Genomic DNA, 12,323 nt, shown 5'->3' with positions numbered 1-12,323 from the left:
GCGATGCAGTTCGAATGGGATGAAAACAAAAACCGGATCAACAAGGCCAAGCATGGCGTTTCGTTCGAGTATGCATGCGAAATCTGGCTCGATCCGAAACATCTGCTACTAATGGACAGTGGCTCGGCGGACGAAGAGAGATGGCTCGCAATTGGAACGGTTGGTTCATACGCCTTGGTGGTCGCAGTTCACACCCACCGTGGAACGGAAGACCAGGAAATAGTGAGGATTATCAGTGCCCGAAAAGCTACGACGGTTGAACGGCGACGATATCAGTCAGGAGATGACACCTGAGCGCGAAGCCGAGCTTCGCTATCTCTCGGAATTGCCTGACGATCAGATCGATACGAGCGACATTCCTGAAATTACCGATGCGCAATGGACCACCGCCCGTCGCGGTGCATTGTTTCGTCCCGTCAAAACACCAGTGACTATCAGGCTCGATGCCGACCTCCTGGAATGGTACAAGGCGCATGCGGAAAACGGCCGATACCAGACAGAGATCAACCGCGCCCTTCGGCTTTACATGCAAGAGGCAATTAAAAAGGCAAGCTAAGACTCAAGCAACTGCCACGGCATTGCGCGCCCAATCTCATCAGGGTATCCCGCGTCAACAGCCGCCCAGCCGCTATTCGAGCGGCACGGCAACGAGCCGGAGATCGCCCTTGGTATTGGCAATCATCAGATAGGCGTTGCGGCGGTCGTCCTGCTTGAGTTCGGCAATCTTGGAGGAAACGTCTTCCGGCGAATTGACGAAATCCTGAGCGATCTCGACGATCACGTCACCCTTGCGGACGCCTTTCTCGTAGGCCGGCGTGCCTTCGGGAACATCGAGTACCAGGACCCCCTCCACGCTTTCCGGAATCTTGAATTCCTTGCGATTTTCGGCCGTCAGCGCCGCCAGCGAAAGATCGAGCGTGTCGACAGACGGTTCGGGAACCGTTGCATCCGGATTGTCCTGGCTGTCGGGATTGTCAGCATCGGGCGCCGCATTGTCGTCATTGAGCACTGTCGGCTTCGCATCAGCGGCCTTGACGTCGGTTTCCGACTGCTTGCCAAGCGTGACCGTGACTTCGATCTGCTTGCCGTCGCGGAGAATGAGCGCCTTCATCGGCTTGCCGATCGGGCTCTCGGCGACAATACGGGTCAGGTCGCGCATCTCTATGATATCGGTGCCGTCGAGCTTGAGGATAATGTCGCCAGCCAGGATCGAGCCATTGTCCACCGGTCCGCCCTTGATGACGCCGGAAACCAGGGCGCCATGCGGCGCGTCCATCTTCAGGTCGGCGATCATGTCGTCAGTCACCGGCTGGATACGAACGCCGAGCCAGCCACGGCGGGTCTCGCCGAATTCCCGGAGTTGGGCAACCACGGTCGCGGCGATTTCTGTCGGCACGGCAAAGCCGATGCCGATCGAGCCGCCCGAGGGCGAGATGATGGCAGTGTTGATGCCGATGACGTCGCCGAACATGTTGAACAGCGGCCCGCCGGAATTGCCGCGATTGATCGCAGCGTCCGTCTGGATGAAATTGTCGTAGGGACCGGCATTGATGTTGCGGTTGCGCGCCGAGATGATGCCGACGGAAACCGAACCGCCGAGGCCGAACGGATTGCCAATCGCCATCACCCAGTCGCCGATCCGCATCTTGCGGGAATCGCCGAATTTCACGAAGGTCAGCGGCTTCTTCGGCTCGACTTTCAGAAGCGCGATGTCGGTCTTGGTATCGGTGCCGATCAACTTGGCCTTGAGCTTGGTGCCGTTGGCGAAATTGACCTCGATGTCGGTCGCGCCTTCGATGACGTGGTTGTTGGTCACGATATAGCCGGCGGGATCGATGACGAAGCCCGAACCGAGCGAACTGACCTTGCGGGCGCTGTTGGCGCCTTTGTCCTTGTCCTTGAAATAATCGTCGAACAGATCCTTGAACGGCGCGCTGTCCGGCAGGTTCGGCGATGGAAAGCCCTCGTCGCCTTCCGGCTTGACGCTCTGGGTAATGGCGATGTTGACCACGGCATCCGTCAGCGTTTCGGCCAGATCCGCGACCGATTCCGGCCCATGCTGGGTGCGGTGGTCGGTCGTGGCTTCCTGTGCGTGCAGCGGATGGCCGACGGACGCCGCCAACACCGCGGCGACCGCAATGGTGGACAGTCCGGCTCGCAAAGCGCCTTTGCTGTTCAGGATCTGCAATGCCATTCGAAACCTCCGCCGCCCGGCCGCGCCGGGACTTCATTTCACTTACTATGCGCCATTTACGACGAAATGAGGGGCTGCCCATAGAGCAACCCCTCGATATCAACTAAAAATCGACGACCTGTCGATCATTGAGCACTGGCCGGCGCCGGAGCCGTCTTCGGCACTTCGCTGTTGAAGTACTGGAAGAACTCAGAATTCGGCGACAAGACCAGCGTCGCATCGCCTCCGCCCAACGACTGCTGATAAGCGGTCATCGAACGATAGAAGGCGTAGAACTCCGGATCCTTGGTGAAGGCTTCGCCATAGACACGGTTGCGTTCGGCATCGCCCTGACCACGCAGGATCTGCGCGTCCTTGCCGGCAGCAGCGACGATTTCCACCTTGCCGCGGTCGGCCACCGCCTGGCGGCGCTGGGCGCCCTCATTACCGCGGGCTCGGATCGCTTCGGCCTCGGCCAGACGTTCAGCCTTCATGCGGTCGAAGGTCTGTTGCGAGACTTCCTTGGTCAGGTCTGTGCGACGGATGCGCACGTCGGTGATCGTAAGGCCGAGCGATTCAGCATCCTTGGTGATGTCGTTGCGCACTTCCTTCATCATCGAGGCACGCTCGTTGGAGAGAGCGGCTTCAAAGCCACGCAGACCGTAGACGCGGCGAAGCGCCGAATCGAGACGGGTGCGAAGGCGCGATTCAGCCTGCGCTACGTCACCCGAGGCAACTTCGCGGAACAGCCGTGCATTGTTGATCTTGTAGACCACGAAGGCGTCGACCTCATAGAACTTGCCGCCAGAAACCTGGACACGCATGTTGTCGAGATCGAGCCTCAGTTCCTGGTTGGATACATACTGGACACGGTCAGCATCGAGGAACGCGAAGGGCAGCTTGAAATAGATGCCCGGCTCGGTCTTCACGTCGGTGATCTGGCCGAAACGGATGACGATTGCCTGCTGGCGCTGGTTGACGATGAAGAAAGACGAGAAAATCCCGAACAGCAGCACAAGCACGATGGCTGCGGAGACGACGATACGATTACTCATTTCGCGACCTCCTTGGTGGCGGGCTTCATCAGCTCGTTGAGCGGCAGCACGGGCAACACACCGTTGCTCGGAGCATTGCTATCGGTGATCACCTTCTTGGAGTTCTGCAGCACTTTTTCCATTGTTTCGAGATAGAGGCGCTTGCGGGTAATCTCCGGCGCCTTCTTGTATTGCTCGTAGACCGACAGGAAGCGCTGGGCCTCACCTTCAGCTTCCTTGACGACGCGGTTCTTGTAGGCAGCCGCTTCTTCACGGATCTGCGCCGCTTCACCATTGGCCTGGCCGCGCACCTTGTTGGCGTACTGGTTGGCCTGCTCGATCATCTTGTCCTCGTCCTGTTCGGCACGCTGGACTTCATCGAATGCACTGGAGACTTCCTTCGGCGGCGACACGTCCTCGATCGACACCGTATTGACGGCGATGCCGGCGTGATAGTTGTCGATGGTCTTCTGGATGTGGTCCTTGACTTCCTGTGCGATCGCCTGGCGGTTGTCGCGGAAAATGTCCTGCGCCGGACGGCGGCCCACCACTTCGCGCATCACCGAGTCGGCAACCTGGGCCAGCGTCTTGCCGGGTTCGGCGACGTTATAGAGATAGGCGCGCGGATCGGTGACGGAGAACAGCAGCGAGAACTGCACGTTGACGACGTTCTGGTCGCCGGTCAGCATCAGGCCTTCGCCCTGCTGACCGCTGGCGGAAGCACCGATCTTCTGCTGCTGTTCGGTCACATTGACGAGTTCGACCGTCTCGACCGGCCAGAACATGAAATGCAGACCTGGGCTGGCAACCTCGTCCTTCGGCTTGCCGAACACGGATTCGACGCCACGCTCGTCCGGCTGGACGGTATAGACGGCCTGCATCAACCAGAATGCAGCGACGAGCAGCAGCGCGATCACTGCCACGCCGCCATTGAAACCACCGGGCAAGATGTTCTTGAGCCGATCCTGGCTGCGGCGGATGATCTCATCGAGATCAGGCGGCGTATTGCCACCGGGTCCGCGCCCGCGGTTCGGCCCTTGTCCCCAAGGGCCCTGGTTTTTGCCGCCGCCCCAAGGGCCGCCGCCATTCTGATTACTCCAGGGCATTCATACCTCTTTATTGAGTGAACCTCGACCGCCACCGTTGCGGGTGCCGGCATTCCCGTGACCGTTATAGGTATCCCCGGTTTACGTTTCAACGCATGCGGTCAGAGATCAGTGATTTTTGATGAAAATATGTCTTTACCGCTCCGGTTTCGGCAGAAGTCGATTCTATCCGTCAGTCGACGCGGGCATAGGTGACGAATTTCGTTGAATATTGGTCCTTTTCGCCGGCCGGAACGGCCTCTTCGCGAACCGGCTTCCACATCACAGGGTCGATCGATGGGAACCAGGTATCGCCTTCGATCACCGCATTGACATGCGTCACCTGCAGGATGTCCGCTCCCTCCATCGCCAGCCGATAGATTTCCCCGCCGCCGATGACGGCAATCTCGTCGGTGCCGAGCTTGTCGGCCTCCGCAGTCGCGAGCGAAATTGCCTCGTCATAGGAATGCGCGACCATCACGCCGTCTGCATGATAGGCCTTGTCACGGGTGATGACGATATTGGGGCGGCCCGGCAATGGCTTGCCGATCGACTCGTAGCATTTGCGGCCCATGACGATGGGCTTGCCGATGGTCAAAGCCTTGAACCGCTTGAGATCGGAGGACAGCCGCCAAGGCAGGCCATTGTCCCGGCCGATCACGTAGTTGTCCGCCATGGCGACGACGAGCGAGATCTTCATGCGACAACCGGCAACTTGGCGCCAACAAGCTTTCCGGCAGTCCAAATCGTTTGCATCGTCGCCATCACTTCCTTCGCTTCCACAATCTCAGGGTCACCAAAGGCACGATACTCGGAGGAACCGGCCCGTAAAGGGTTTCATGTTTCCTCTCCTAGCATGAGATAGCGCGACACCGATATGGAAAACACCACTCGATACTGGCAGCAGACGGGCAACGCCGTCCCCGCGCTACTCACCGCCAGCGCGCTCGGGTTTCAACAAAACCTGCCGCCCGAACGACCGTAATGCCCATCGCCGGCCATCGCTGCGGATATCGGTGAGGCTGAGGTGCTCGACATCTATCTTCCAGAAAGCCTGCGCTGGCGCGCCGAGCGTAGCGATGATCATCGCCCGGATCACCGCCGCATGGGTGACAATGACATGATGTCCTTCCCATGCGAGATGGCCCGCCATCCAGTCCGACATCCGTTCGAGCAATTGCGAGTTTGATTCTCCGCCGTGCGGCGCAGCGTCCGGCTCCGATATCCATCGCGCCAGGCCATCTGCCTCGCCAGCACTGATGTCATCGATCGTGCGACCTGCCCAACGACCATAATCTATATCGCGAAAGGCGGTGTGAACGGTGTAGTCGAAGCCCAGAGCCTCGGCGGTCTGGCTCGTGCGCAGTTCCGGCGCGCACAGCACCTTGTCGACCCGCCCGAGAAATGCGCCGATCTTGGCGGCTCGTTCAGCCTGACCATCGGCGAGCGGGTCATCGGCGGGAAACCCCGCCGCACGGCTCATCGTCGTCGCGCCATGGCAGAGAATCGTAAGGCGAAGGGCGCGGGGCAATCAGAACCTCAAATGCATCGCTCGCGGCGAAAACCAGGGCCTATACCGCGATCGGTGCTTTGATCGTGGCATCCGCCTGATAGTCGAGCAACTCAAAATCCTCGAAGCGGAAGGAGAAAATGTCCTTCACCTCGGGATTGATCTTCATCACGGGCAGTTGCTTCGGCGTCCGACCGAGCTGCAGCTTCGCCTGTTCGAAGTGGTTGGCATAGATATGTGCGTCGCCGAGCGTGAGGATGAAATCGCCGGGTTCCAGCCCCACCACCTGCGCGACCATCATCGTCAGCAGCGCATAAGACGCGATGTTGAATGGTTTTCCGACATCACTATTTTTTTTCATCATTCGGTACCACAAAAACTGTTGATCGATGGCTTTATGATAGGCGCGATCAGCGGCAGCCGCCAGCTGATCTATCGTGACCGGGCCGAAGCTGCGCGTTTCCAAATTACGCTGTAGCTGCTTCGGCCTGGTGGAGCGAGGCGGTGCGAGTTTGCTCCCTGGGACCCCGGCCCGCAGGGCTGGGGCCTTGAAAGTCCGCCAGGCCATAAGTGCTCGCTCCATACTCCTCCCCTCCCTCGGGTAGGACTGTCGTGCAGTCATTTCTCGTCCGATGAGATGGTCAACTTGTTCTTCGGGGACTTAAAGCGTACGCCCATTCCAAAGACATCCGTCCCATCGGTAAACTCGACTCCGCGTCGTTCAAGCTCTGCACGGATTTTTCCCAGCACCCCGATATCGAGACGCACTCCCTCGCCTTCTTCCAAGCGAGCAATAGTCCTTCGATGAACCTCAGCTGACTGCGCCAGCTGCTCCTGGGAAATACCGGCAAGCACACGTCCTGCCCGCAAAATAGGTCCAAAAAAATACGCGCTCATAAACGCAAAAGCAGGCCAAAATTCGAAAATGTCAACATTATGCACAGTGTGACAAGAATCGCTCATTGAGTTACATCACGGCGCACAAAATGTGACAACTATGTTGACATTTTCGACGACGAATCTCAATGTGCGGACGTCAACCACGGGACGCTGCCGAATCGAGGCAGAACCATTCGTATTGTCGAGGATGCCATGAACGACCTTCTAAAAGGATCAGGTTACTCCCCCGAGGACCTGCTGAGCACCATCGCCAGCTTGCGAGCATTGGCCGACGATCTGGAATCTGTCTGCAACGGGCGTGTTCCTCCCCTGCCACCGGTTTCCATCAGTCAGTGGGCTGTGTCCCGTCGTTCTGTGCCCTGCCTTATTGGGCGGGTGCGAGGGCATCCAATTTTGAAAACGGCTTCGGCAGTAACCTCCGAGGTTTTCTTCATGAACCCATCACTTGGATTGGCGCGAACGTTCAGCCGCTGGTATCGCCTGGGAAGTGCAGGAGACGCTCTTGGAGAATTGCAATGATGAGCGTTTTTCGGAAAGATAACAAAACTCTTAAGGAAGAATTCCTTCGGCTTGAAACAGCAATTGCAAATGTGGCTAGTGCCACTTTTTTTGAACCAGCCCTTCGCCTTAATCGAAAGGCACCGCTACTAGCGCTCGCAAGCAGGCCCACGACCTATTTGACGTACTGTGCCGTCGTGGCCTCCCTCAAACATCACGCCGCCCTCTTTCACTCACGCAGTGAAGTGTTAGTCATCATCGTGCCACGGCGGTGGCAGCTTGATCTTCTCGCACATGCCTTTGATTTGTGTTTTGGAGACGTGGGCACGGGCGAGACGGATATTCATCTGCACCTCTATTCGCCTCCCAAGGCCAAGCGCGTTAAGGAACCGCTTGATCCAGTTCTGCTGCAGTCGCGGACGCTCGTTGTGTGCATCCACGAAGGGCAGAACATCCCATCTGATCTTTCTATCGTCACTGACACCACGCTCAGCCTAGATATCGGCGCAGCTGAACATTTTAAATCACTTGCTCGACTCCGAAAGTGCGGCCCGCTCTCGGAAGAGGATTTGCGGTACCTCGCAACGCTGCCCAGCGAAACGATAGATTGTGTTTTCAGACATGGAAAATCAACGGCGATTGCTCTCGCACGCCACAGGGAATACGAGCGTAGTGCGAAAGAGGATTCAGCGAATCCGCTGAAAACGTCAGTCGGCTTTGGGAACGCAGGGGTTTGGGCACAGCGCGTAAAAGCCGACTTAGCGCTCTGGCGTGAAGGAAAGCTGTCTTGGACGGATATCGACAAAGGAATTCTGCTTGCAGGCCCACCAGGTGTGGGAAAAACCAAATTTGCGGCGGCATTGGCAGCGGAATGTGGAGCGCATTTTGTTCAGGGCTCGTACGCAAAGTGGCAAGCTGCGGGGCATCTCGGAGATTTTCTGAAGGCGATGTACGAGTCCTTCAGGGAAGCTACGCAAAACGCACCGTCTATCCTCTTAATCGATGAGCTTGATGCCATTGGCAAACGTAGCCAGTTTACGGGAGACAATTCCGATTACTCGGTAAAAGTGGTCAACGCAGTATTGGAAGCCCTTGATGGTGTTCAGGGGCGCGAGGGAGTGGTGGTAGTTGGGGCGACCAATCGTCCGCAGGACATCGACGAGGCAATCCTACGAAGTGGACGCCTAGAGACCCACGTCCGCATTGGTCTTCCGGACGCCCAATCCCGTCAGCAAATCCTTGAACTTTATCTCCCCTCCGTTGCCCAGCACCCCGCGCTGCCATCAATCGCTGAGAGGTTCGTAGGCTTATCTGGAGCAGATTTGGAGCGGCTTGCAAGAGAAGCACGCCGCCTGGCTCGCTCCGATGAGCGCCAAGTTCGGATAGAAGACCTGACGCAACTCGCCCCTCGGGCAATCGAACTGTCGATGGAAGATCGTTTCCGAATTGCGGTTCACGAGGCCGGGCACGCCATCGTCGCCCGCGTTCTCGGCGGTTCGAAGTTACTGTCCGTCGAAATCTTTCCAGAAGGTGGAGAGGTCGACGGCACAACGTCCCACGGCGTGACTCGGCTCGATTCGGCGCATCAAAGAATTGAAACGCGACAATCGCTCTCAAAGCAGGTCGCAACACTTCTTGCGGGGTTGTGCGCGGAGGACCTATTGCTTGATGATCGGTCTGTCGTCGCTGGAGGCGATCCGAGAAGCGATATCGGCAAAGCGTCTGCCTTGGCCGTTCGCATGTTCGCTGAACTGGGGTTAGGCACCGGCCTTAGCTACCTTGCCCCGAGTTCGACACAGAAACAGCCAAGCGAATATCTGGCCGATCCTAACGTGCGCCAGATAATCGAAGAATTCCTCGATGACCAATACGACACTGCGCTGTCTATTCTTCAGAAAAGAAAAACGCTACTTGTTGCCATGGCCACGGCACTATCTACAAAATGCCGCTTGGAAGCGAGCGAACTCGAAAGCCTATTCCAATCAGCTGGAGAATATGAATCTTTGAGAGGCACTTAGTGCGAAAAGCTCTCGAACTTGTTTAGCGAAAGTCTGTTCACCGAAACCATATTCTGCTTGTTAGAGGGCGGCAGCGTACTGCCCTTTTCCTTGCAGACCATCGATCAGGAATAAGCTGGCGCAACAGAGAGGCGGTCGTCATCGGGCCTGAGCTACCAGCTCCCTCCCCGTGCATGTCGAACCTCCTGAGAGGGACAGTAACCAGAGTCCCATGGACCTCGTTATCAGGCCTTTTGGGGCCGTCAGACCCCGAATGCGGCGAACCATTGAAGATCACCTGTCTCGCCCTTAAGACTGGGTCGGACATCCCCTGGATTAGATGTGCCGGAGCGGGAGTCTCTATGATCGTCGGTGCAGGCGCGGCGAGCGTATATATGCGGCGATGCGTGAAGATGACGCGGAATTGGACCGGGATCACGTCCAGCCGCCCGGCTATATCCTCGCCAAGGCGATGCAGCCAAATATATCTCTGATACCTTGCCAAAAATCACTGTGCGCAATTTTAGATTAGCCTCGATGCCGGAGGGCATCCACTATCACCGAGAAAGCGGGGAGATTCTGCCGCCTGCTTGGATAATATAGATAATAGCCAGGAAACTTTGGTGACCACTCGTCCAGCACCAGACGTAGGCGACCATCGTACATCTCCTGCTCTACGGTGCTTTCAGGAACGTAGATTATTCCATGGCCTTCGATTGCAGCGTCAATCATCGCCTGTGAGTTGTTGAAAGTCAGTTGACCCTCGACCCGAACGCGGACTTCTTCTCCGTCCTTGCTGAACTCCCATGCATAAAGGCCGCCTGCCGTTGCAAGTCGCCGGTTGATGCAATTGTGATTCATCAGGTCTTGAGGACGGGCAGGCACGGATCGGCTTGCAAAATAGGCGGGCGACCCCACGGCGACGAGACGCCAGTCTGGTCCGATTCTGACCGCGATCATATCCTTTTCCAGGCTCTCACCCAGGCGTACACCGGCATCGAAGCCGTGTTCGACGATGTTGCGAAAGCTATCGTCGATGCTCAATTCCAATTTGATATCGGGAAATTCTTTCAGGACTGGAGACAGCTTGGGCCACACGACCGTGTCCAAGGCGTGGTCGGAGAGAGTGATCCGCACTGCCCCGGCCGGTTTCTCGCGATAGGCCATAACCGCATCGATCTCCGCTTCTATTTCGGAGATGCGAGGGGCCATGGATTGTTTGAGGCGTTCTCCAGCCTCCGTGGTGGCTACGCTTCGCGTCGTTCGATGAAGTAGTCGCAAGCCCATTCTGGCTTCCAACTGCTTCATCGCATGACTGAGCGTCGACTGCGCGATGCCGAGCTTGGATGCCGCCCTGGTAAAACTGCGCTCTTCGGCAACGGCGAGAAACCAAAGCAGCTCGTTGAAGTTTCCACGGTTCATGAAATGTCCAATCAAGAATGACTGTCGCGCATATTATTGGTCCAGTTCGATAAGTCCAAGCGAATTGCGATGGCTAATCGAAGCTTTCGATTGGTGCTATCTGTGGGTCTATCGGCCCAGAAGGTGCCGTTTTCAATCCTGGAGAACTCGGATGCAAGTAGCCTATGACGAGAGGCTGGTCGGACAGCGTGCAGCGTGGGGCGCGGTCATTTCCATGGCGCTCTGCGTCTTCGTGTTGATCGCCTCGGAATTCATGCCAGTCAGCCTTTTGACGCCCATGGCAGGTGACCTTGGAATTACTGAGGGCCAGGCGGGCCAGGCAATTTCCATATCCGGAATTTTCGCGGTCATCACGAGCCTGGCAATCGCGACCCTCACTCGAAATATTGATCGCAAACTCGTGGTGACTTCTCTGTCGCTGCTGCTGGCAGTTACCGGAACCGTCGTCACTTTCGCTCCCAACCATATTGTCCTGATGATCGGCCGCGCACTCCTCGGCGTAGCGATTGGTGGATTCTGGTCAATGTCCACTGCAATTGTCATGCGCCTGCTGCCGAAGGAATCAGTGCCTAAGGGTCTGGCAATGCTCAATGCCGGTAATGCCATCGCCGCAACGGTGGCAGCTCCGCTCGGAAGCTTTCTCGGCGATTTCATCGGTTGGCGTGGCGCTTTTTTCCTCGTCGTTCCGCTCGCGCTCTTGGCTCTGGTCTGGCAGGCAATCAGCCTGCCTCCGCTTGTCCCGCAACAGGTGTGGAAGTCGACCAATCCATTTGCGCTCCTGAAACGTCCGCAGGTCGCTTTGGGCATGCTGTCAATGATTCTGCTCTTTGCAGGGCAGTTCGCGCTCTTCACCTATCTCAGGCCCTTCCTGGAAACGGTGACGAAGGTCGATGTCACGACCCTTTCCATGATGCTCTTTCTCATGGGGCTCTCGGGCGTCGCCGGGACCTGGCTCATCGGTCAACAGCTAAACAAGCGCCTCTACAGCATTCTAGTCGTCATTCCTTTGATCATGGCGGTTCTCGCTGCTGGACTGATCGCATTCGGCTCTCATACCGCAACCACCGCAGCACTTCTGGCGCTCTGGGGCTTTTTCGGAACAGCGGTACCGGTCGGCTGGGGAACATGGCTAAGCAAAGTATTGCCCAATGACGCGGAGGCCGGTGGTGGTCTGCAGGTTGCCGCTATTCAGTTCGCCATAACCGGAGGAGCGGCGGCCGGAGGTTTCCTGTTCGATGCCATGGGTTGGTGGAGCGCCTTCGCGCTAGGCGCTATTCTCTTGGCGTGTTCTGGGTTGGTAGCAGGCGTGGCGGCAATCGAAAACAGGAACCACGCTCCATGATCATCAAGCTCGTTGTAAATGGGACCAGCATAGAAGCGACGCTGTTCGACAATCCGAGTTCACGCGACTTCTTTTCCATGCTGCCACTTGATCTCCAAATGGAGGATTACGTCAGCAAGGAAAAGATCGGTTATCTCCCCAGGAAACTGACAACAGAGGGCAGCGCCCCATTTGACGACGAGGCAGCCGGAGACATTGCCTATTATGCGCCTTGGGGAAACCTCGCGATCTTCTACAGCAGTTACCGCTATTCGCACGGACTCACACGCCTAGGCCGCCTGGACGGTCCGATAACTCCATTACTGATCGATGGGTCCTTCAGCATCGCCATCGAACCCGTTTCGGATAAATAAGGAGAATAA

14 protein-coding genes are annotated in these 12,323 nt (G+C 57.2%); 6 read left to right on the top strand and 8 right to left on the bottom strand.

Translation table 11 applies throughout. The annotated features are described in order from the left end of the window. Nucleotides 1–3: 3 nt before the first annotated feature. Together ACXHRN_RS07220 and ACXHRN_RS07215 are read left to right on the top strand one after the other, a co-directional pair. On the top strand, nucleotides 4–294 hold the full coding sequence (locus ACXHRN_RS07220) for a BrnT family toxin (RefSeq protein ID WP_488640647.1): 291 nt from the start codon (nucleotides 4–6) through the stop codon (nucleotides 292–294). Next, nucleotides 236–556, top strand: coding sequence for a BrnA antitoxin family protein (locus ACXHRN_RS07215; RefSeq protein WP_488640646.1), 321 nt, complete (start codon nucleotides 236–238; stop codon nucleotides 554–556). Before ACXHRN_RS07220 ends, ACXHRN_RS07215 begins: the two co-directional genes overlap by 59 nt. A 72-nt stretch (nucleotides 557–628) precedes the next feature. Here ACXHRN_RS07215 and ACXHRN_RS07210 read toward each other — a convergent pair whose 3' ends face one another. The 7 genes from ACXHRN_RS07210 to ACXHRN_RS07180 form a co-directional block, all read right to left on the bottom strand. Next, entirely contained in the window at nucleotides 629–2,194 is a 1,566-nt protein-coding gene (locus ACXHRN_RS07210; protein ID WP_488640645.1) for a Do family serine endopeptidase, read from the bottom strand. 125 nt (nucleotides 2,195–2,319) lie between these two features. Then, on the bottom strand, nucleotides 2,320–3,228 hold the full coding sequence (gene hflC / locus ACXHRN_RS07205; protein ID WP_488640644.1) for a protease modulator HflC: 909 nt from the start codon (nucleotides 3,226–3,228) through the stop codon (nucleotides 2,320–2,322). Further along, on the bottom strand, nucleotides 3,225–4,313 hold the full coding sequence (gene hflK, locus ACXHRN_RS07200) for an FtsH protease activity modulator HflK (protein WP_488640643.1): 1,089 nt from the start codon (nucleotides 4,311–4,313) through the stop codon (nucleotides 3,225–3,227). Before hflK ends, hflC begins: the two co-directional genes overlap by 4 nt. A 172-nt stretch (nucleotides 4,314–4,485) precedes the next feature. Then, nucleotides 4,486–4,992, bottom strand: coding sequence for a dihydrofolate reductase (locus ACXHRN_RS07195; protein WP_488640642.1), 507 nt, complete (start codon nucleotides 4,990–4,992; stop codon nucleotides 4,486–4,488). Between the two features lie 228 nt (nucleotides 4,993–5,220). Then, the gene (locus ACXHRN_RS07190; RefSeq protein WP_488640641.1) at nucleotides 5,221–5,823 is read right to left on the bottom strand and encodes a histidine phosphatase family protein; all 603 of its coding nucleotides are present in this window, start codon (nucleotides 5,821–5,823) and stop codon (nucleotides 5,221–5,223) included. Between the two features lie 40 nt (nucleotides 5,824–5,863). Beyond that, nucleotides 5,864–6,166, bottom strand: a complete 303-nt coding sequence (gene thyA, locus ACXHRN_RS07185) for a thymidylate synthase (RefSeq protein WP_488641853.1) — start codon at nucleotides 6,164–6,166, stop codon at nucleotides 5,864–5,866. Nucleotides 6,167–6,420: 254 nt separating this feature from the next. Further along, nucleotides 6,421–6,765, bottom strand: coding sequence for a helix-turn-helix domain-containing protein (locus tag ACXHRN_RS07180; protein ID WP_488640640.1), 345 nt, complete (start codon nucleotides 6,763–6,765; stop codon nucleotides 6,421–6,423). A 129-nt stretch (nucleotides 6,766–6,894) separates the two neighbouring features. On the opposite strand from ACXHRN_RS07180, the gene ACXHRN_RS07175 reads away from it, so the two are divergent. After that, nucleotides 6,895–7,221 (top strand): DUF6634 family protein, encoded by a 327-nt coding sequence (locus ACXHRN_RS07175; protein ID WP_488640639.1) that lies wholly within the window; start codon nucleotides 6,895–6,897, stop codon nucleotides 7,219–7,221. After that, nucleotides 7,218–9,218, top strand: a complete 2,001-nt coding sequence (locus ACXHRN_RS07170) for an AAA family ATPase (protein WP_488640638.1) — start codon at nucleotides 7,218–7,220, stop codon at nucleotides 9,216–9,218. The genes ACXHRN_RS07175 and ACXHRN_RS07170 overlap by 4 nt, the downstream gene beginning before the upstream one ends. Nucleotides 9,219–9,725: 507 nt before the next feature. Here ACXHRN_RS07170 and ACXHRN_RS07165 read toward each other — a convergent pair. After that, nucleotides 9,726–10,619, bottom strand: a complete 894-nt coding sequence (locus ACXHRN_RS07165; RefSeq protein ID WP_488640637.1) for a LysR family transcriptional regulator — start codon at nucleotides 10,617–10,619, stop codon at nucleotides 9,726–9,728. Between the two features lie 151 nt (nucleotides 10,620–10,770). Here ACXHRN_RS07165 and ACXHRN_RS07160 point away from each other — a divergent pair, with 151 nt between their 5' ends. Beyond that, nucleotides 10,771–11,961 carry an MFS transporter gene (locus ACXHRN_RS07160; protein ID WP_488640636.1) on the top strand — a complete coding sequence of 397 codons (1,191 nt, stop codon included), beginning with the start codon at nucleotides 10,771–10,773 and terminating at the stop codon, nucleotides 11,959–11,961. After that, the gene (locus tag ACXHRN_RS07155) at nucleotides 11,958–12,314 is read left to right on the top strand and encodes a cyclophilin-like fold protein (RefSeq protein ID WP_488640635.1); all 357 of its coding nucleotides are present in this window, start codon (nucleotides 11,958–11,960) and stop codon (nucleotides 12,312–12,314) included. The genes ACXHRN_RS07160 and ACXHRN_RS07155 overlap by 4 nt, the downstream gene beginning before the upstream one ends. The last annotated feature ends 9 nt before the right edge of the window (nucleotides 12,315–12,323 follow it).

The organism is Shinella sp. OV683, assembly GCF_057787725.1.
This window is presented reverse-complemented; position numbering and strand designations above follow the sequence as displayed.

Coding starts and splice junctions, on each gene's coding strand:
- ACXHRN_RS07165 (WP_488640637.1), bottom strand. CDS start 10,619: ATGAACCGTGGAAACTTCAACGAGCTGCTTTGGTTTCTCGCCGTTGCC.
- hflK (WP_488640643.1), bottom strand. CDS start 4,313: ATGCCCTGGAGTAATCAGAATGGCGGCGGCCCTTGGGGCGGCGGCAAA.
- ACXHRN_RS07155 (WP_488640635.1), top strand. CDS start 11,958: ATGATCATCAAGCTCGTTGTAAATGGGACCAGCATAGAAGCGACGCTG.
- ACXHRN_RS07180 (WP_488640640.1), bottom strand. CDS start 6,765: ATGAGCGATTCTTGTCACACTGTGCATAATGTTGACATTTTCGAATTT.
- ACXHRN_RS07210 (WP_488640645.1), bottom strand. CDS start 2,194: ATGGCATTGCAGATCCTGAACAGCAAAGGCGCTTTGCGAGCCGGACTG.
- ACXHRN_RS07175 (WP_488640639.1), top strand. CDS start 6,895: ATGAACGACCTTCTAAAAGGATCAGGTTACTCCCCCGAGGACCTGCTG.
- ACXHRN_RS07195 (WP_488640642.1), bottom strand. CDS start 4,992: ATGAAGATCTCGCTCGTCGTCGCCATGGCGGACAACTACGTGATCGGC.
- thyA (WP_488641853.1), bottom strand. CDS start 6,166: ATGATGAAAAAAAATAGTGATGTCGGAAAACCATTCAACATCGCGTCT.
- ACXHRN_RS07220 (WP_488640647.1), top strand. CDS start 4: ATGCAGTTCGAATGGGATGAAAACAAAAACCGGATCAACAAGGCCAAG.
- ACXHRN_RS07160 (WP_488640636.1), top strand. CDS start 10,771: ATGCAAGTAGCCTATGACGAGAGGCTGGTCGGACAGCGTGCAGCGTGG.
- hflC (WP_488640644.1), bottom strand. CDS start 3,228: ATGAGTAATCGTATCGTCGTCTCCGCAGCCATCGTGCTTGTGCTGCTG.
- ACXHRN_RS07170 (WP_488640638.1), top strand. CDS start 7,218: ATGATGAGCGTTTTTCGGAAAGATAACAAAACTCTTAAGGAAGAATTC.